Source organism: Phaeobacter sp. CC-HEC084, from assembly GCF_059429255.1.
The window spans coordinates 175,576-195,830 of record NZ_JCAIJQ010000003.1 but is presented as its reverse complement, the minus strand read 5'-3'; the positions used below and the strand labels follow the sequence as shown (position 1 = coordinate 195,830).

The window sequence follows — 20,255 nt, the reverse complement described above, 5'->3', positions numbered from 1 at the left end:
GCTCAGGTTCCCGACTGAGCCGCTCGCTGGCGTTCGGCCTTCTTCGTCTTAATGTATGCATGAGCCTCCGCAAGGCGCTTCTCCAATGGATCCGCCGAATGCGGGTTGGGTTCGCGGCCTTCCTGCGCCCGAAACCGCTTGATGCGTGGCCACAGTGTCAGCGCTTCCTTTTCGCTCATCTGGATGCGTTGCGAGATCATCGCGTCCTGGATGGTCTTCAAGAGTGGGGTGTCAAAGGCGCGCGAGGCGACGTCGAAACCTTCCTTGAATGGGTTCACGCTATCGATCAAGTCGATATCCAGTTCGCGCACGTTCACGAATCGCTTCACCATGTTCATCAGGGACAGGTTTTCCGACGGCTCAGCGTCGTACTCTTCGCCCTCTTCAGAAAACCCACCCTCTTGCGACGCGCGTTTCGCCATACCGATCAGGTTCATCCGCGCCGCGAGGTCCTGGCGCACGGATTCCGTTTCGTCGTCGGACAGGTTTTCGTAGGTCGTCTCGATGATATCCGTCAGCACCATCTGAGTGGCGACTTCCGGGGCCACATCATCCGCGACAACGCGCCGGTCCATTGCCTGGCAAGCCTTGGCCACGAGCTCGTTCATGTCGTTTTCGACAATCGCACGGGCGCGGGCCGTGGGCGGCTCCATCAAGCCCTTGATCCCTATATGCACAGTGCCGTCTTTCGTCGTTTCCACGGGCGCGCGGATATCCCCATCTTCTCGACGATAGAATTTGAAGTTGGGCGCCAGCACCTGCTCCATCAGCATCGCACCCGAAATTGCCTTGAGCATATCGTTGACCGCGTCGGCGACGACTGTTGTTTCCACACCGGGCTCGGCGACCAGGTTGGTGAACTGGGCGTGGGGCTTGCCAGGTGCATCGCGGGTGGCCCGGCCGATGATCTGGACGATCTCTGTTAGCGAATTCCGATAGCCGATGGTCAGTGCATGTTCGCACCACGGCCAGTCAAAGCCTTCTTTGGCCATCCCGAGCGCGATGATGATGTCAACCTTGGCCCGATCCGCTTCGTCGTCCCGCTTGCCATCAGGACCCTTCGCCTCTGCCTGCAACGCGGCCTTGATGCCGTCGCGCCCGTCGCCGTCATCCACGAGGTCGGCGATCTTCAAAACCTTGCCGTCCGAGGCGCGTTTCACCAGGTCGAACCCGGTGTCCGGATCCCGGCCAACGTGTTCACCGATGGCGCCCATGATCAACCCGACCTCATCGTGCTTCTCGCCGAACGCCTCAGCAGACCCGCGATGCGGGATGTGGATTATGGTTTTCCGGTCGGTGTCGAGGACATCAGGGATCGCCGAGATGTACCGCCCGCGATAGAACGAATAGGAAATCCCCAGCGACTTCAGGTGCTCGTATCCCTCAAGCTGCTCATAGTAGCTGTAGGTGATGGACTTGAACCGCGCCTCATCCTCGGGGCGCAAAACCGGAACGCTGTCGCCCCGGAAATAGGACCCGGTCATCGCCATCATGTGGGCTTTCTCGCGGGCCAGCAATTTGCGGAGGATCTCGCCCAGGCGGTTGTCGTCCGCCGCGGCAACGTGATGGAACTCATCGACTGCGATCAGGAAATCGTCGAATGCCTCCACCCCGCGTGCCTTCTCGATCGCGTCGAAGGCAAAGCGGAACGTCGCATGGGTGCAGACGATCACACGGGCGTCGCTGTCCATGAAGGCTTCGAACGCTTTCACCTTCTGAGACTTCGCCATGCCGTCTTCGCCAGACAGGCAAAGGTTCCATTGCGGGTCCACGTCCCAATCGGCCCAGAACCCGTGCGAGGTGAGGTCGGTCGAGCGGAACGAGCTGCCGATAGAGGTTTCAGGCACCGCCACGACCACCTTCTTCACGCCCTGGTTTTCGAGCTTGTCGAGCGCCAGGAACATCAAAGCACGGGACTTGCCCGCCGCCGGTGGCGCCTTCAACAACAGGAACTGTGCGGCGCGCGCCTCATAGACGCGGGCCTGCATCGGACGCTGGCCAAGGCTGTTTGTCTTGGAGTCAGCGCCGGAATGGCCATAGGTCATACGCACAAGATCAACCATTACTCTTTACCATTCTTTTGGGGGCCTCTTCCTTCTTCAGCTTCTCGATCCGGGCAGCATAGAGCTTGAACAGCCGCTCAAGTCGTTCGGTATCGTTGCGGAACGGACGCCCGATATACATCGTCTCGAGCAATTCGTCATTCTGGCGGTGAGCCTCGCGCAGGTCGTCCGGCATGTCGTCTGGGTCGTACAGCTGCGCGATCGTCTTGGGGTGGTGCATGTATCGGGTCTTGAGGATCGCGCGTGCGGACGTGTTCAGCGCTTCCAGCTGATCCTCGGTGAAACGCGGTATTGGGAAAACGTGCCAGCACAAGGTGCTACTGTAGCGGAAATCATTCTTCATACGCCCGCTGACGGTACTCACCCAACACCATTGAAGCTTAGATGCCAAGATCGCAAAACACCAATCAGGGGGGTCAAAGATGATCTGACAATCTGCCGAAGCAACAACATCACTGCCGACCAACTCAACCGGTAGATAAGGTCTGCGAGAGGAAGATGTTCGCGGCATTAAGATCGCTGATTTCTTCGGCACGCCTTTGCCCGTTATTTGACCAAACCGATGGGGCACAGCGGCTGCGTCTCGAGTTACTTGTGCATCGCTTTCGGACCTAAACTTGGCTACCGCATCTAGTCGTTTCGCCAAGGGAGGAAAGCGTCGCACATCGTCCAGTTCATTGGTCTCCGCCCACAGGCAATAACGGACCAATCCTTGAGCTACTTCTCTGGCACCCATGTAACGGCGGATAAATGGCGCGGCTTCAGGATGCTCCGAAATAAGTTGGTTTCTTTCTGTTTCCGAGAAAATCAAATTGCCTTCGTCACGCGCTATGCTGCCAACATCCATTTTTGGAAGCGGGAAAATTGGCCGACCCTTCTGTGCAACCGTTACGTCGGGTGCATCGAGAAGATAGCCATTGATGTTGTTGGCATCCTTCCGAAGTTCGCCATCAAAGATGATAGACTGTCCGGTTCTTGATGATGAGATGCCGACTACCACGCATGAAACCGCCGCATTCTTTGCAGCATTGTTGGACCACATGAAAGGTCGATGGGCGAAATGAATTCTGATCCCCTCACGCAAGACCTCGGGCCATAGAATATTGACCGTCACTCCTTGAGCAATGGAATTGGTCGAAACCAATGCGCCCGCTCCAGCGCGGCCGCGAATATAGTCAGCAGCCTTGATGAACCAACAGATCACCAAATCGAGGCGTTCAAAACTTTTCAGCCGGTCAGCCAACAGGAAGCGCATGTCTTCTGATTGCGCTGACGTCCTCGAGTTGAAACCGACAAATGGCGGATTCCCAGCAATAAAGACCTCCTCATTTTCCCCCGGCGGCGGGCAAACCCCCTCCCAATCCAATCGCAGTGCATTGTCGCAAACAATGTTCCCGCCATCTCGCAGGGGCAGTGCCGGGGCTGTGTTCCCGAACATCTCGCCGAAGCGCGCATTGGCCTGATACTCGGCGATGAACAGCGCCAGCTTGGCCGTCTCCGCCGCGAAATCCGTGATCTCGATGCCGTAGAAATTCGCCAGTCGCACGCCAGAGAACATCTGCGCCGATGCCCCGCCATCCAGCTGCGCCAGACGCTCCAGCACGCGCATCTCGCGCGCTCGAAGCTCCCGATAGGCGACAACAAGGAAGTTGCCCGATCCACAGGCCGGGTCAAATACCCGGATCCCCGCGATCCGTTTCAGCACGCGCGCCAGCACCTTTCGGCTATCGCCGGCCTTCTCGATCTGCTCATCCAGATCATCAAGAAACAGCGGCCCCAGCACTTTCAGGATGTTCGGCACCGAGGTGTAGTGCATCCCCAATTCGGACCGTTTGTCCGGATCGGCGACCGACTGGATCATGGATCCAAAGATGTCCGGGTTGATCTCTTGCCAATCGAGCTGGCAGGCATCCTGAAGGTAGCGATAGGCCCCGCGGTCGAATTTCGGCACGTCCAGTGTATCGGCGAAAAGTCCGCCGTTCACATAGGGAAAGGCATCGGCCCATGCCGGCAGGTTTTGACGCTGGCCCTTTGGCAGGTTCATCGCTGCGAAAGCCGACGCGATGCAGGACTGTGCCTCTTCCCCTTTGTCGCCCGCATGCGTGAAGATGAGGCGCGAGAACAGGTTGTCTTCGAAGATGCCCACGTCTTCCGCGAACATGCAGAAGATCAGCCGCGTCATCAGTTGGTTCAGGTCATGCCGCCGTTCCGGTGTCTTCCAGTCCGGGTTCTTCTTGAGAAGCGCATCATAGAGCTTGGCCAGTCGCCCCGCCGCCTTGACGTCTACCTCGTTCTCCTCTGCCGCCTTGTAGCGTGACATGCCAGCCGCCGGCAGGAAGAACCCGAAGTGATGATGCAAGTCGGCGAACTTGATGTGCAGGCTGTCGCCCGATGCGACATGTTCGGCGGACAGGTCAACGCCGTCGGTTGCCAGAAGGATCGCCGGTTTGTGGGTTGTGGTCTTCTTGTCCGACCGGATCATCGACAGACCCTGGTCCACTGCGCCCGGTTCGGTCACCATGGCATAGAACTTGCGGTTCATCAGGACCGCACCGGGCACCTTCGATTTGTTGATTGTCCCACTGCGGAGCTTTGAAACCGTGGCTTGCGGACTTCCCATGGCCGCAGCGAACTTAAACGGGAACTCGCCGCCGTCGAACGGGCGAGCGGCGATTTCTTCCAGGGCGTCTGCGATTTCCGTAGGGTTCATGTAAGGTCCGTCGGTAAACTCATACGAATGCTACAGAAATTTTGTGGCGATGACGATAGCGACCGAAGCCTTTGACAGCCCAATTCGGCTGTCGCCAATGAAAAAATGTGCGTTGATACTACGCAGCCATTTGAGCCAATCGGAAATCACTGGCGAATTTGGTCCAGCGCAGCATTGTGCAGCAACCATCGACAATGTCGCAAATGAATGATCGGCACCCCGGCCCTGAGGCTAAGCTGAAGAAAGTGACATCTTTAATCGGCCGGACATGACATCAAATACCACAGCCCCTTCCACTGCGGATGCCCACAAGTACGGTGTGCTCTTCGTTTTTGCGGCGGGGGTTTTGTGGTCGACGGTCGGTCTTGGTATTCGCCTGATCGAAGACGCCGTCGTGTGGCAGATACTGCTCTACCGGTCGATCAGCCTGTCGCTGTTTCTCTACGTGCTTATCCGCGTGCGGTCTGGCGAAAGCCCATTTGTTCAGATCCGCCGCATAGGCTTTCCGGCTGTCGTCGCGGGCCTGTCGCTGGTTGCAGCCTATTCCGGCGGCATCTATGCGATCCAGAACACTTCGGTCGCAAATGCCATGCTTCTGTTTGCAACCGCTCCATTTATGGCAGCAGTGCTTGGAAAGATCGTGTTGCGGGAGCCCGTCCGCGCGGCAACCTGGATAGCGATCGCCGTCGCTATCGGCGGGATCGGGATCATGGTCGCCGACAAGTCCGGAGGCGTCGCCCTAAAGGGCAGCATCGCCGCGCTTGGATCAGCCTTCGGTTTTGCTGTCTTCACCGTGGCGCTGCGATGGGGGCGCACAGGAGAAATGCTGCCAGCGGTGTTCCTGTCTGGCCTCTTCGCGATCGTCATCACTTCGGCCATATGCTTGGGCCTCGGGCTCTCCTTCGTGCTGAGCCCCAGTGATGGCGGCATTGCAATGGGCATGGGGGTATTCCAGGTCGGCGCAGGTCTGATCCTCTACACACTGGGCTCGCGCAGCCTCCCCGCGGCAGAACTCGCCCTGTTGTCCTTAGCCGAAGTGCTACTCGGACCACTCTGGGTCTGGCTGTTTCTGGGGGAAACCGCGACTGCGAACACGCTGATCGGAGGTGCTGTTCTGCTCGCAGCCATTGCGGGCAATGCGCTTTCGGGCAAGCGAAGAAAACCACCGCCAATCACGGCTCCTTAGAACCGTAACCTACGGCCCATTGCAGAAATTAGTCTTGATGAGCAATGCGGCATTGCAGCTTAGTCAAAGGTGACCTTCGTGGAACAAATAGCCCATGGCCGAAACGACCTTCCGGACATGTGCGACGCCCTATTAGCCTATGATGTTGAATGGGAAAACTTTCTACCAGTAAAGGTAGTTATCTACCATTTTTTGTGATTGCGTGATATTCAACTACTACAGGCTGATGGATTGGCCGTCGCAATCTGTGCATGTATTTTGGAAAGGTACCACCGTTTGCTTTTGACCGACAACGAAACGAAGGTGGACCTCCTGAATAATGAGGCCATCGCAAAGACGATTATCGACCTGCTCGCGAAGCGGCCCGAAGAGGCCGTCACGATCGGAGTGCACGGCGATTGGGGAGCGGGCAAATCGAGCATATTGGAGATGATCGATGCCTCGCTTCGGGACGATGATGACGTTCTTTGCATCAAATTCAACGGCTGGCGTTTCCAGGGTTTCGAGGACGCGAAGATCGCGCTCATAGAGGGCATCGTTACCGAACTGATCGAGCAGCGATCCCTCGGCACCGAGGCGGTCGAGGCAGTCACGAATGTCTTCAAGCGGATCGACTGGCTCAAAGTCGCGCGGCATGGAGGCGGGCTCGCCTTCACGGCCCTTTCGGGGATCCCCACACCCGACCAGATACGCGCAGCTGTCGGCGGAGTGAAGAGCCTTCTCGCGGATCCGGGTGAGCTCGCAACGAGGGAGAATTACGATGCCGTGGTCAACGGCATAGATGGCTTGTTGAAGCCCGATGAATCGAAGCGTCTGCCCGAAGAGATTGGGGCGTTCCGGGAAGCTTTTAACGAATTGTTGGATAAGGCCGACGTCAAGCAACTCGTCGTGCTGATCGACGATCTGGATCGGTGTCTGCCTGATATCGCGATAGAGACATTGGAGGCGGTCCGCTTGTTCGTGTTCACAGATCGGACGGCGTTCATCGTGGCGGCGGACGAGGCCATGATCGAATATTCAGTCCGCAAGCATTTCCCCGAACTACCCGATACGACGGGTCCGCGCGACTACGCACGTAACTATCTCGAGAAGCTGATCCAGGTACCGTTCAGGATACCGGCTCTGGGTGAGACCGAGACTCGCATCTATGTGACACTCTTGCTGATCGGCGCGGAACTCGGCGAAGCTCATGAAGACTACGGAAAGCTGATCGCAGTTGCGCGAAAGCAGCTCGAGAGACCGTGGGAAGCCGGCGGTCTTGACGCGGCGACGGTGAAGGAGACGCTGGGAGACCTAGGCACCGGCGTGACCAACGCACTGACACTCAGCGATCAGATCGGTCCAATCCTTGCGAGCGGAACGCAGGGCAATCCGCGGCAGATCAAGCGGTTCCTGAACACCCTCCTTTTGCGCAACCAGACCGCGCAGGCCCGAGGGTTTGGTCGTGATGTGCGACTGCCGGTGTTGGCGAAGCTCATGCTCGCGGAACGGTTTATGTCGCGCTTGTTCGACCAGATCGCGACGGCGGCGGCGAAGGATGAACATGGACGATGTGAGGATCTTGCACGCTTGGAAACCGATGACCCACCTGCCGAGAAACCGAAGAAGAAGGCCACAAAGGGCCCCGAAATCTCGCGCTTGGACAATCCTCGGAAGAAATCCGAACCAAATCTGGACAGCGTAATGCTCGCCGAATGGAAAGGGTCGGATGTAATCCGGTCCTGGGCGAAGCTGTCTCCGAAGATTGGGGAGGAAGATCTACGGCCCTATCTGTTTGTCGCGAAGGATCGGAAGGACTACTTCGGAGCTGCATCGGTACTCGGACGCTTGAGCGCGGTGGTTGAAAAGTTGATGGGCTCGAAGCTCGCGGTCCAGGCCCAAGAGGGCGAGTTGAAGCAGCTGGCGCCAGCCGAAGCCGGACAAGTCTTCGAAGAACTGCGGGGCCGCATTATGGGCGGGGATTCATTTGAGACGGTGCCGGCTGGGGTGGCGGGAATGACGGTCCTCGTTCGTGCACACGATATCCTGCAGACGAATCTCCTCGACATGCTCGAGAGCTTACCTGCCGATCGTTGCGGCCCCTGGGTCGCTTCGGGTTGGACGGGGGTGATCCAAGGTAGCGAATTCGTTGCTCGTTTCGACCGCCTCCTCGCCGACTGGTCAGAGAACGGGTCCCCAACCCTCAAGGCGGCCGCGGGCACAGCGACACGCACAAGCAAGAGGAGGCGCTGATGGGCACGTCGAATGCATTCGGAGGGGCGTCGGGCGGTACACCTCTGGTCCCGAGTTGGCTGGAAGGCGACGGCGATGGTGGGGCCGACGACGGGGATGCGCCCGGTGGGGATGCCGCGCCCACCGATGAAATCAATGGCGACGCGCCTGTAGCCACTACTGGAGTGCCGCCCGCCGCGCCCGCGGATCGGCAGCCAGTGGTTCCGGCCCCGACCAGCGATAGGTTTCGATCGGCGCGTAGCAATTTCACGCGGTTCGCTGGTTCGGGTGGGAGCGACAGACGCAGTCTCGGTCGGGCGATGTCACAATATGTGTCGCGATCATCTGGCGGTGCCGGGTCCGCTGCACGTCGCATGGGATCGTCCCGCAGCACCGCATCAGGCATAGTCAGCTTCTTGGGAAATGCCCGTGCGAACGGTGTCCGAGAGGCTTTGCGATCGCTTAATCTCGAAAGCCTTGCTGGTCGTCCGGTGGAAGAGATATTCGCCGGATTGGCGGATTACATCTGCCCAGACGGGGGATCGATCGATGAAGGCATCGCCCGTGACGCGTTCATCGAGACCATCGCCGATCTTGCAGACGCAGGCATTACCGATATTGATGGTCTGACATCGGAACAGATCCAGACGGTCTTCGAGCTTTACGCGTCGCACACTATCGAGGCGCGGATTTGCAACGACATCGGCACGCGGGTCGTGACGATGCCATCCGATGCCCGGACGGTGGAACGGATCGAGGCGCAATTGTCGGAGTTTATTCAGCGAGGCGTGAGCGATGCGGTAAGTGCGGCCGGGGTCGACATCGGCGCACTCTCACAAGATCAGGTCTCAGGATTCGTCGACACTGTGTATGAGGCGGCTTTCGAGATGCTCGAAGCACTTGGAGAAAACGAGGCCCAGGCATGAGACGGCACCTATTGATCGGACACTTCGGGTCGGAGGACGACGTCGGCATCCCTGTGGCCAGCGATGAGATTGTTTCGAAACTCGACCTCTTGGTCGGCGACCGTCTCGGACACGGGATCGGCTACGCCCTATCAGACATGGAGAAATTGAACCTCGGACCGAGCGAGGTTGCGGTCGATCTGATGGTGCTTGCCGCTCACATTCATGCCGCTGACACGCGCCTCGCGCGGAGCACGGAATCGCAAGATGGCTGGTCGCGAGAGATCAGGTTGGTCGTGCCGGTCAGCGATCCGAATCTCTGGACCCGGGCGGCGAGTATCATAAAGCGCGCGCTCGACTTCCTGACGGGTGATCGGTGGCAAATCGGATTCAGGGCACGTCCCGCGGCCCAGGCAACGCTTGCGAAGCCACGACCGAAACCGTTGCTTCCGGTGCCGTTCGACGCGATCAATCTATTCTCCGGCGGCCTCGACAGTTTGATTGGCGCGATCGACACACTCGAAGCGTCTGGTGCACCTTTGCTTGTGAGCCATGCCGGTGAAGGTGCGGTCAGCAAATCTCAGGAAGATTGTTATGAGGTCTTGAAGACGGCGTATCCGGATGCCGCATTCGATCGACTGCGTATCTGGATGACGTTTGGGGACGGGCTGATCGACGGTGTGGAGTCCGAAAGCACCACGCGCGGGCGATCTTTTTTGTTCTTCTCGCTCGGCGTGGCAGCAGGTGCCAGTCTGGGTAAGGAATTCGTCATGCGCGTGCCCGAGAACGGCCTCATCGCTTTGAACGTCCCGCTTGATCGACTGCGATTAGGCGCATTGAGCACCCGCACTACGCATCCCTTCTACATGGCTCGATGGAACGAACTCTTGGACGCGCTCGGGATCGATGGTGAGCTGGTCAATCCTTATTGGGAAAAAACCAAAGGCGAGATGGTGAAAGAATGCGCCAATCGCGATGCCCTAGACTCGGCTACTGGACACTCACTGTCATGTTCATCCCCTGCAAAGGCGCGTTGGAAGGGAGAACCGCAAGGGCATTGCGGTTATTGCCTTCCCTGCCTGATCCGAAGAGCATCGCTCGACGGGAGCGACCCAACCAAATACGGCGTCCAGGATCTTACGGAAAGTACGCTGGATACCCGCCAAGCCGAAGGACAGCAGGTCAGATCATTCCAATTGGCGATAGGCCGATTGGCACGTCGACCCGACGTGGCGCGACTGCTGATCCACAAACCCGGCCCATTGTCCGACTATCCCGACAGAATTGATTCCTATGCGGACGTCTATCGCCGAGGATTGGAAGAGGTTGGCAAGATATTGGATGGCGTCAAGACGGCACCATCATGACCTATCGCCGAACCCCACGACTGGTCGATTTTCATTGCCACCTTGACCTCTACCCCGATCATGCTGCAGCGGTAGCACAACGCGAACGGGAGCGCGTCTTCACACTAACTGTGACAACGACGCCGCAAGCATTCCCGCGAAACAAGGAATTGGCGGATCGCACGAAATATGTGAGGGCCGCACTCGGACTACATCCGCAGCTCGTCGCCGATCGCGCACAAGAACTCCTGATTTGGAAAGAGTATCTCCCGTCAACGCGATATGTGGGTGAAGTCGGTTTGGACGCGGGACGACGGTTTTATAGCTCGTTCGAACAGCAGAAGTCCGTATTCGCAGAAGTCTTGAGTGCATGTGCTATCGCTGGTGACAAAATAATCTCGGTCCATAGTGTCCGCTGCGCGAAAGTCGTCCTCGATATGATTGAGGCAAAACTACCCGTCGGGAGCAGCCGCGTGGTGCTTCATTGGTTCACCGGATCTGCTGCAGAGGCACGCCGAGCTGCAGAGATGGGATGTTACTTCTCAATTAATGCCGAAATGCTACGCAACGATCGATCTGCAAAGCTTGTACATTCACTCCCGAGGCGGCGTATTCTGACGGAGACAGACGGTCCTTTCACTCGTGGAGAATCGAGTGAAGGAGCGCCAGCTGACGTGAAGCCTGCGCGAGACGGCCTAGCAAAGCTTTTCGGCTTGGAGCATGACGAGGTGGACGTATGGCTTAACGAAAACTTACGAGCACTCCTAAGCTGAGGATCATCTATTCTGTGCAATCCGCGCTCATGAGTAAATGCCCATCACACAGCAGCATTCCTCCAATAGAACGGACCAAACTGGGCTTGCTTTGAACGTGAGGGGCTCCGGGTTGTTGGAAAGTAGATGATGACTTATTCGTTTGGGAACATTCGCTTCCTGTAATCTTCGCGTCAGTGCTCGCTTTTGCAGCGAATGCCCGCCTTCAGCCCGTTTGGCAGAAAATCGTGCCCGCTGCCCTATCGGGCAACCAGCTCTTGACCACCGCCATCGCGCAACATCACTTCCATGTCGTCCAAGCCATCGACGGCAGAGCGCACCTGCGCCTCATCATCCGCGCCCGCTGCCTCGGTCTCCGCAACCTGGCCCCCAAAATCCATCTCCATCTGGCGCTGCTCCTCGGCGACGACGGCTTGAACAACTGGCGCGGTCTTCTTTGGGGCGACATGGGTTTGCCCTGACGATTCGCCATCAGCAGCCTGGCGTGCGGCCTCCGCGTCGGCCTCCTGCCCACCTGAACCGTCCGATGGCGGTGTCATCGGCATGGCGCGCATACTCAGCGGCAGCGTGCCCTGTGCCCCCCTTCCTCCCGGCTCCGGAAACGGCAACTCGCCCGTCTGTGCCGCGTGGATCGCCTTGAACAGCCGGTCGTCAAAATACTGGATCCGTTTAGCCCGGACCGGCATCTGGGCATCAATCACCATGACGATCTCGTCGAGTGGCAGGCGGCGCGCCTCATCTTCCGGCAACAGCGAGCTCTCTTCGGTCCGAGTCGACTGACTACGGCCCTCGAAGGGATTCTTGCCGATGGATTGCGACCGCGTGACGACGGTCTTCGTAGTCTTGCCGACGGCCTTGCTCAGCTCCTCCAAGGTCTTCTCATCAGAGGGCGTCAGGTAGAGCTTTACACCCGCGTTGCCCTGTAGCGCGCGGCGGGTGTTCTCACCGTAGATTTCATCGAGGGCGGGGATGGTTTGTGTCACCACGGCCAAATGTCCGCGATAGGTCCGCAAGGTTTCGATGCTCTCGACCACGATGGGCATCTTGCCGAGACGATTGAACTCATCGAGCATGATCATCACGGGCCACGGCTCATCCGGTCCAGGGTCCTTTTCCTGCATGGCCGAGAGAAGATCGGAGAAGAAGAGGCGGATGAGGGGCGCGAGCGGCTTCACCATCAGCGGCTGGACCACGAGATAGACCGAAAAGGGTTTCTTCCGGATCGTCCGGAAATCAAAATCCGACACCGCCGTCGCCTCATCGATGGCCGGGTTCTGCCACTGGTCCAGCCCCGAGGTCATCAGGAGCGAGACATATGAGGTCAGCGTGTCGTTGTTTGTCGAGGCCAGCCGCGTGAAGATCAGCTTGGCTGCCCGGTTCTCCACCTCGTGGCCGCGGGCGAAATACTCCTTCTGCTTGTTCCCGCCCGAGGCGGCGATGCGGTAGATTTCGCCCAGGGTCGGGCGCTTGCGCTGGAAAGCCAGAAGCCCCGCCGCCACGAAGAGATCGATCCCGCCTTTCAGAAGCCCCTGCACCCGGTCGTTGTCGCTCTGCAGGAAGAGCGTCGCCAGGAGCTGCAATTCCATCTGCTGCCGCGCGGGGTCCTTCAGCTCGAAGATGCGCAGGAGCGGGTTGTACCGATGCGTGCGCTTGCCCTCCCAATCGGTAGGGGCAAAGCGGTAAACCTTGTCGCCCTGGGCTGCGCGGTGCCGGGCCGTGGCCTCGAAACACTCGCCCTTCACATCGAGCGTCACGGCGGAGCCTTGCCAGGTCAGCAGGTTCGGAATGACAAACCCCGTGGTCTTGCCGCGGCCCGTGGGCGCAACGATCAGCGCGTGCGGGAAGACTTTCGAGCAGATGTACTTCGCGCGGGACTTCGGAGTGCCGAGTTTGCCAAGGATGAACCCGGTCCCGGGTGCCCCGAAGAACCCGTTGGCCTTCATCTCCCGCGCGGTCTGCCAATGGGTCTGGCCAAACCGTGTGAGAGCAGACCCAGAGAGAGCAAGGCTCAGCATCAGGCCGGCGGCGGCGAAGCTGCCGATGATCAGGTGAATAAGTTGCGCATCCTCCGGGCGGCGGTCGAGAATCGCCAGATAGTTCTGCGCGATATAGGCAAAGTCGATCTCGGCCCCGAAGCCGAGATCCTGGTAGGTCAGCACCGCCGAGGCGATGGTATAGCCCATGGCCCCAGTCACAAGCGTCACCAGAAGGACGCCCGTGGCGATCCGCGCTTTTCCCATGGAGGCGCTCAATGGATCTGACCCCGCTCGGTCTCGCCATCCACGTCTGTCGCGCGGTGTTTTTCGTATTCGGCGTCGGCGAGTTCATCGACCACCTGGCGCAAGGCCTCCGTATTGGCCGTCGCGGCATCGGACTGCAGATAGACCTTGGCGACATAGAGCCGGTCGAGGCGGTCCTCCAGGACTTTCTCCAGCGCATCGGCATCGCCGGATGTGAGCCGGCCCAATTGGCGGCCATCCAGCACCCGCGCGATCTCCTCGCGGAAGGCATCCCGCTCCGCCTCGGTCTCGAAGGGCGCGGACAATTCCCCCGCCCGCTCATGATCCAGGACACGCACAATCTCGTCTGCGATGCGGTCGGAACGGTCAGACTGCGGTGCAGTTTGATCGCGGGTTGCGAGGATGTCGTCGCGCATCTCGTTTTCGCGGCGGACCTGATTGATGACCTCCGTGTCCCGTATCTCGACGACGGCGGCATAGGTCGCGCCGAGCCCACGGGCGAGGTGGGACGGCATGTCCGGATAGCGCGCACGCAAGTCATCGGCGACCGCATCCGCAACGGACGTACGGAGGTCGCGTGCGTCCATGATCCGGTCGACCTCGCGGGTCATCTCGCTGGCGCGGGAAGCATCGGTGATGGCCTCCCTGTAGGGCTCAGACCGGTCGATCACATCGCCAGGCCGTGCGAGCAAGTCTGGGTGTGCAGCGAGATACATACGCTGCTCCGCCTCGATCCGGCGCTCCGCCCGTGAGACAACCTCCCAATCCCGGTCCTCGATCTGCTGTGTAGTCAAACCCTCGGCGCGCATCTCCTGACGGATTGTCCCTTCCATCTCCCGCACCGCACCCTCGTGATAGTGGAACCGCTCGCTGACCGCTTCCGCTTCCATAACACCGTCCCGGCGCAGCACGTTCTCCCGTTCCAAGAGCGTGCCAAGTTCCACATGCACATCGTTGAGAATGTCGCGCGCCTTTTCCAGATCGGCGCGGCGTTCGAGGTTCAGATCCCGCGCCTCGGCCACCTTGGAGAGATCATTGGCGATCCATTGATGCTCCAGCGCTGCATTTGGGGCGCCCGTCTCGATCCGGGACACCACTTCCGATGTGCTGATCCCGGTGCCGCGCAGGGCCGCATCGATCCGCGACCGCAGCCGCGGCTCGGATAGACGCTCCAACTGGCTCTCTTGGATGTTCACTTCGGAATAGATGCCGCCCTCCGAGGGGGCGTCCGACAGCGTGGATGATCGAAGTCCCAAAGGCTGCATGTGCTGGACCTGCGTCTGGATCTCGATGAGGCGCTTTTCCAGCCCGGGACGCTCGGCGTCAGACTTCTCGGCGATCATGCCCTGCACCCGCGCGAGCTTCTCCGCATAGAGGCTTCTCAGGTCCTCGAAGCTTTGATCCTCGGCCATGTATACATCTCCTGTTCGATCCACCTGCCCGCCGCGCGCCAGCAGCTCGCCCGCGCGGAAGAGTGCCGCGGCAATATCCTCACGGGCCTCTCTGGAGGCTTCTGCGGCAAGCGCGTGGTAGACGGTTCTGGTATTGGCGATCTCCGCCAGCGTCCGGGTCAAGTCGGCCCCCACGCGTTCCCGCTCGCGGGGCGCGCGGCCCTCTTCCTTCGCCGCATAGACCTCGCGCGTAGGGGCGGGGTAGTGCACAACACCCCGATCGACCCGGCGCGTAGCCTCCAGGCGCACGCCATACTTCTCCGCCTCCTCGACCATGGCCAGGCGGAAGTCGTCATAGTTGAAGCGATGGTTGCGCCCCAGGAAGAAGAACTCGCCTTCCTGCGAGCGGCGGTTCAGCACCAGATGCGCATGGGGATGATCGCGGTCCTCATGCACCGCGATGATATAATCGAAATGCCCCTGATCGGTCTGGAAGAACCGCTCCGCCACATCCGTCGCGATGTCGCGCACATCCTCGCCCCGCGTGCCGATGGGGAAGGACATCAACATATGGGTGGTCTGCCCGAGCTTGGGCTTGAAGCCCGCATTCCACCGCTTGGCAAAGCGCTCGGTGAGGTCCTTGATGTCGCGCGCCTCGAGCTTCGCCTTGCCATCCAGGAACCCGCTCGAGTCCACGATATGGGTGGACTTGGTGGTAAGGTACTCGAGCTGGTTTGCAAGCTGCGATTTGGTATGCGTGCCCCCACCCCGGATCGCCTTGAAGACCGCTGGCCGATGCCCCGCAGCCGCGCGCACAAGCTGGCTCTGCTTGGCCACGTGCAGCCCCTGCATCGAGCCCCTGATCCGGCTCCAGCCGTCCCGGAAGACCTCGCCGGTGACAGCGTCAACAGCATCATTCAGCCGCATGGGCAAACTCCCTTAGCGCGGCACTGGCCTCGAGCTGCATCGCGTCGCGCCGACGCCGCAGGAGCAGATCGATCTCGTCGGCGGAATCGAGGATGAACCGCGCCAACCCGCGCATCTGCGCAAGGCGCAATTCGGTGAACTCGGCACTCGCGTCCCCCACGGCCCCCTGCCCCATCCGGTTGGCACGCGTCATCTGCTTGGCGATCTGTGCGACCCCGTTTCCGACCTCGTGCAGAGAGGCGCGGTAGCGCGCCATCTCTGCTGCCATCTGCGCGTCCGGAACGAACACCCCACCTGCCGCCTGAATGAGCCGCCGCAGCCCCTCGGCCCTGCTCTCGATCCCCGCCTTCGCCAACACCGCGTCGAGCGCCTCAAGCTCCGCAGCCGTGACCTTCACACTGACCGCCGAGACCGGGATCGCGGCATCCATCTGACGCTCGGCATCGGCTTTCAGAACGTAGCGCACGGCCCGCGATGTGACCTCGAAACGCTCCGCCAACACAGACGTCGACACACCTTCCGCAGCCTCGCGAACGATCTGCATCTTCTCGATCTCTGTCAGGCGTTTTGTTCGGGACATGCGGAAGAAAGACCCCCTATTTCCTGCCACCTTCCACCAAGGCTGCCCCCACCTTACAATAATATACCGCGCTGTCAATTATATACTTACGTTGAATTCGAGCTCAGGCAGCCTTGGTGTCCGCTTCCCCCGCAGACCGCAGGGACGCGGGCCTGCCCCCTCGCCACCGGGCGACCCACCTGTCCAATAGGCCCCCTTCCCCAGCACCGCCCGCAGGTCTGGCCGAACACCAAGTGTTCGGACGGAACCGCGGGCGGGCGCAAACCCCACCGACAGGGCGGACAGGCAGGGTCAAGGAGGGCCAGATTTGGCTCCGCCAAATCTCTGCCGCAAAAACCGGGAGGCCTTGGCCGATAGGTTTTTGTGGATGGTCCCCCTTGAGGCTGACTGGCCGGTCTGTCGCGGCCTGATCATTCCGAGCGGCGATCGTCCGTTGCGCGCGCAGCGACCGGCACCAAGAGGAGGTCACCTCGGGCGAACTGACCGCCGGACACGGCATCCCTGGAACAGGGATCGGGCCGCCCCAAGATCGTCCTGGGGCGGCCCATCCTCGCCAGAGGATTTAGTCCTGGGGATCTTTCGCGCTCGGTGGGAACATCACCAGCTCCGAGACCGCGACCGGGAAGTCGAGCTTGAGGCTGAAGAACTCCGAGCCGTCCCCGTTGCGGGTGTTGCGGAACATGGCGCCCACGCGTTGGAATCGGGTGCGCTCCTGGCCATCGGTATCGGTGAACTTGACGGGAACGGTGGCGACGTAGTGGTTGGTCATTTGGGTTACTCCTTATTGCGATGAGGATCACCCAGCACGGGGGCAAGAGGACCGGTCGCAAGCGCAAATGCGGAGGATCCGCGGCCCCGCCGTGGAAACCGTATTTGTGCTTGCCGAAGCGTGAGCTGAGGGCACGAACGGGCCGACCCCGTGCGATCCACATGCATAGCAAAAAGGAGGGACCCGATTGACCTGTGCCATCACGCAGTCGCCACCATCCGCGTCCACGTCCTGCCGAACCTGGCCGGGGTGCTGATGACGCCCGCCCGCGTGGATGCGATGTTCCGCGACACCACCCGAGGGTCGAGCAGGGCTTCAGCCTCAAGTGCGACGTCTCGACCCCTCGCGTCTTGCGCTGCTGACGATGTGCTAGGTGCGCACCATCCCCAGCCCGTACCGATGCGGATGGGCCGAACTCTGACGGGCTGGGTAGAGGGATGACGGTGCTGGACGCCGTGAGATGCAGATCAAGTGTGACCGATCGCACGCGCCATGAGATTTGACGAAAGGACCGCCCGAAGGCGACCCGGTTATGGCCATCACGCGCCCAAGCTGTCGAGCATCCCCCTGGTATCAGGCATTCGCTTCAGCGAGTTGCCGATGTGTTCCCGCCAGCGCGGCCCAACCTCCATTGCGGTGGCATAGGCCCGAGCCAGATCATCGGGCCGGTCCTCGGCCATCGCTTCGATAAGGAAAGCCGCCTGCTCGCGGTCCTTCGCGGATTTCAGGCTCCCTGCCCCATCGCGGCGCCGGTCGGCAATGATCAGTTTGTGGACTGCATAACGCTCCGGGCGGGGCACCTGCACCAGAACGCCGGATCTATAGATCGCCGCCGCGTGGATCGGCTCAGCGATCAGGAAGTTGAGATAGTTCAATCCTTGGGCGTTCACGCCCAATGCTGGCAGATCACGGATGGTCTCATCCCCGAACGCCGGTGTCAGGAACTCGACCAACTGGCCGCTGCCACCCTGGGCCCATCGCCATGTCCGACCTTGGTCAAGAGCTGGCAGAGGATCGAATTTGAGCGCTGAGAACGTCTCGGCAAGACCCGGGTCGACCTGATCCTGCAACGCAACGCTGAGCTTCTCGAACTGCGCGATGTCGATGTCGCCAGTATTGGCCATACCGCCAATTGGCAGACGGATACCAAGCTCGCCTTCATAGAGGCGAAATGCATTGGTTCCGACGATGGTGCCACCCAAACGGAAGGTCCCGGCTGCGGCCATGGCCGACAGGATGGAACCGGTCGCCCGGTCGATGGGCGTCATGCCTTCCGCACGCAAGAGCCGAACAAGCCGCGACCGTTCCGCCTGCCGATCCTTGGCCGTTGCGCGCAGCTCTTCGATCCGGTCGATGCGCGCGCGCGTCTCGTCGCTGTCTTCGCCGATATAGATGAACCGCATCTCCGTCCCGACACGGCGCGCGGCATACCAATAGGCCTTATCCCCACGCTCCTTGAGTGTGGGCTTGCCTTCGACACCGGACAAGGCGTCGTCCTTCAGAAGACGCACCAGGTCGGTATAGGCGCTCATCGCGATGCTGCTGAGTGGGGTCATGCCTATCATTTCCAAGTTTTGCTTGGCATTCATATACCTATCAAAACAGGAAATTGCTAGGCAAAGTGATTTGGAGAACGTCCACACCCATAAGAAACGACGAAAGGGCCGCCCGAAGGCGACCCTCTCTCTTCAATCCTGCGACGCCTTCTTCGCCAGGTCAGCAACCCGCATGACCGTCAGGCCTTTCGCTTCCGCCTTCTGCCCGAGGTTCAGCGCGACCCCGTTGCCGCCGAAGAGCACAACCCCCGTCGCCGCGAACTTGTCGTCCAGCATCTCGTCGTTGCACTTGAACGGTGCCGCCCGCCCATGCGCGGACCAGCGCGGATCGAAACGCGCTTGTGCGACACCCCGTGCGCGAGCCCACCGAGCCGCGATCATCTCCGCCCCGTGCTTGCCACCCTTGTGGCAGAGGAAGATCTCCTGATTGCGGTTCTGCCTTATCCGCTCCCGAACCTTGTCGAGCGTGTTGAAGATCACATCAACATCAGTCCAGTCGGTGGCGCCCGAGACGATCAGGGGCACCCCCTCGACTTTCGACTTTTCAGCGGTTTCGCGGTCATGCTGCTCCAGGAGCTGCCGCGCCTCGAAGACCGCCCCGGTTTCTTGCGCCCGGACGCTTGCGCGCGACCCGGATGCCGGGATGAAGGCGTGGCCCGTCTCGATCTCGTAGCATTCCGCCGCAGCCTCGCTCATCACCTCGATGGCGCTGACGACCTCGCGCAGCTGCAGAAAGCGCGCCTGCGCTTCTTCGAGCGCGGTCTCGGCGATCTCCGATCCGTCATGGGATTTTGCCAGCGCGCCGATTTTGTCGGCGGTGCGGTCGATCTCCTTGCCAAGTGCCACCTTGCGCCGCTGCAGTATCGTCGCCAACCCATGGGCCAGCGGTTCGATTTCTGCCTCGAGCCCGGTCCCACGCAGCGGACCGAGCAGAGCCTCGAAGCTTTCGCGGATGATGTGGTCGGTCAGGACGTGATCTTCCGGGATCGGCAGCTGTGCGTCCTTCTCGGTCAGTCCGAAAAGTTCGATGGTCTCGTAGGTGTTTGCGGTGTCGTAAGCCATGTCTGGTCTCCAGTGTTCGGTTATAGAGCCACCACGTGAGTGTGGGGGCATGGCCGAATGTCTGGTTTCCGAATCTGCCCGGGTCAGGGACGGCGCAGCCGCCGGCTTGCCGGGCGCAAAAGTTTTCCGCGCGCAGCACCCGACACACGCGCGCGCTCACGCACGGGACCGCCCAACGCCACAGACCCCGCCCTCGCCGAAAAGTTTTGCGATCCTTGACGCGGGCTGATTTGGGGGCCATCCGGAGGATATGCTTCCACACTCATGTGTGTGTGTTTTGACGGTAGGTTTGCCCGACACGAGCAGGCAAACGGCCCGACCGGACGCGGGAGACGGATGCAGCGGCGGGATCGTTTTGCCCCGCAAAACAGACCAGAGCGCAATCCGGCGGAGCGGCCGGGGAGGGACGTGCTCGTGAGGCGGGCAAACCGGGATGCCGGGTGCGACGCCGCGGTGAGGCCGCATGGCCGAATGCGCGACGGACCGAAGGGCCGTTCTCCCCTGCGACACGCGAAGCCGAGCAGGGGAGGCCGTAA

General features: G+C 60.5%; 13 protein-coding genes. 5 read left to right on the top strand and 8 right to left on the bottom strand.

From position 1 onward, the window contains the following. Positions 1-2: 2 nt before the first annotated feature. Together AC5SSZ_RS13275 and AC5SSZ_RS13270 are read right to left on the bottom strand one after the other, a co-directional pair. Complete coding sequence (locus AC5SSZ_RS13275; RefSeq protein ID WP_495438368.1) at positions 3-2,063, bottom strand: DEAD/DEAH box helicase; 2,061 nt, start codon at positions 2,061-2,063, stop codon at positions 3-5. Then, positions 2,056-4,773 carry a DNA methyltransferase gene (locus tag AC5SSZ_RS13270; RefSeq protein WP_495438367.1) on the bottom strand — a complete coding sequence of 906 codons (2,718 nt, stop codon included), beginning with the start codon at positions 4,771-4,773 and terminating at the stop codon, positions 2,056-2,058. The genes AC5SSZ_RS13275 and AC5SSZ_RS13270 overlap by 8 nt, the downstream gene beginning before the upstream one ends. A 268-nt stretch (positions 4,774-5,041) precedes the next feature. Here AC5SSZ_RS13270 and AC5SSZ_RS13265 point away from each other — a divergent pair, with 268 nt between their 5' ends. The 5 genes from AC5SSZ_RS13265 (at position 5,042) to qatD (ending at position 11,194) form a co-directional block, all read left to right on the top strand. Next, entirely contained in the window at positions 5,042-5,959 is a 918-nt protein-coding gene (locus tag AC5SSZ_RS13265; protein ID WP_495438366.1) for a DMT family transporter, read from the top strand. Between the two features lie 276 nt (positions 5,960-6,235). Next, positions 6,236-8,191: a Qat anti-phage system ATPase QatA gene (gene qatA / locus AC5SSZ_RS13260; protein WP_495438365.1), complete on the top strand. Its 1,956-nt coding sequence runs from the start codon at positions 6,236-6,238 to the stop codon at positions 8,189-8,191. After that, positions 8,191-9,096: a Qat anti-phage system associated protein QatB gene (gene qatB, locus AC5SSZ_RS13255; RefSeq protein ID WP_495438364.1), complete on the top strand. Its 906-nt coding sequence runs from the start codon at positions 8,191-8,193 to the stop codon at positions 9,094-9,096. The genes qatA and qatB overlap by 1 nt, the downstream gene beginning before the upstream one ends. Before the next feature lie 11 nt (positions 9,097-9,107). After that, complete coding sequence (gene qatC, locus AC5SSZ_RS13250) at positions 9,108-10,442, top strand: Qat anti-phage system QueC-like protein QatC (protein WP_495438363.1); 1,335 nt, start codon at positions 9,108-9,110, stop codon at positions 10,440-10,442. Continuing rightward, on the top strand, positions 10,439-11,194 hold the full coding sequence (qatD, locus tag AC5SSZ_RS13245; protein ID WP_495438362.1) for a Qat anti-phage system TatD family nuclease QatD: 756 nt from the start codon (positions 10,439-10,441) through the stop codon (positions 11,192-11,194). Before qatC ends, qatD begins: the two co-directional genes overlap by 4 nt. Before the next feature lie 239 nt (positions 11,195-11,433). Here the strand turns inward: qatD and AC5SSZ_RS13240 are convergent, their stop codons facing one another. The 6 genes from AC5SSZ_RS13240 to AC5SSZ_RS13215 all read right to left on the bottom strand — a co-directional run bounded on the left by AC5SSZ_RS13240 (position 11,434) and on the right by AC5SSZ_RS13215 (position 19,719). Next, the gene (locus tag AC5SSZ_RS13240) at positions 11,434-13,434 is read right to left on the bottom strand and encodes a type IV secretory system conjugative DNA transfer family protein (protein ID WP_495438361.1); all 2,001 of its coding nucleotides are present in this window, start codon (positions 13,432-13,434) and stop codon (positions 11,434-11,436) included. 8 nt (positions 13,435-13,442) lie between these two features. Then, entirely contained in the window at positions 13,443-15,752 is a 2,310-nt protein-coding gene (locus tag AC5SSZ_RS13235) for a relaxase/mobilization nuclease domain-containing protein (protein ID WP_274841082.1), read from the bottom strand. Continuing rightward, on the bottom strand, positions 15,739-16,332 hold the full coding sequence (locus tag AC5SSZ_RS13230) for a transposase (protein WP_274841081.1): 594 nt from the start codon (positions 16,330-16,332) through the stop codon (positions 15,739-15,741). The genes AC5SSZ_RS13235 and AC5SSZ_RS13230 overlap by 14 nt, the downstream gene beginning before the upstream one ends. Positions 16,333-16,894: 562 nt before the next feature. Beyond that, positions 16,895-17,101, bottom strand: coding sequence for a hypothetical protein (locus AC5SSZ_RS13225; protein ID WP_007120662.1), 207 nt, complete (start codon positions 17,099-17,101; stop codon positions 16,895-16,897). Between the two features lie 539 nt (positions 17,102-17,640). Further along, positions 17,641-18,657, bottom strand: a complete 1,017-nt coding sequence (locus AC5SSZ_RS13220; RefSeq protein ID WP_241389327.1) for a nucleotidyltransferase family protein — start codon at positions 18,655-18,657, stop codon at positions 17,641-17,643. A 132-nt stretch (positions 18,658-18,789) separates the two neighbouring features. Beyond that, on the bottom strand, positions 18,790-19,719 hold the full coding sequence (locus AC5SSZ_RS13215) for a DUF2493 domain-containing protein (protein ID WP_065331804.1): 930 nt from the start codon (positions 19,717-19,719) through the stop codon (positions 18,790-18,792). Positions 19,720-20,255: the final 536 nt, after the last annotated feature.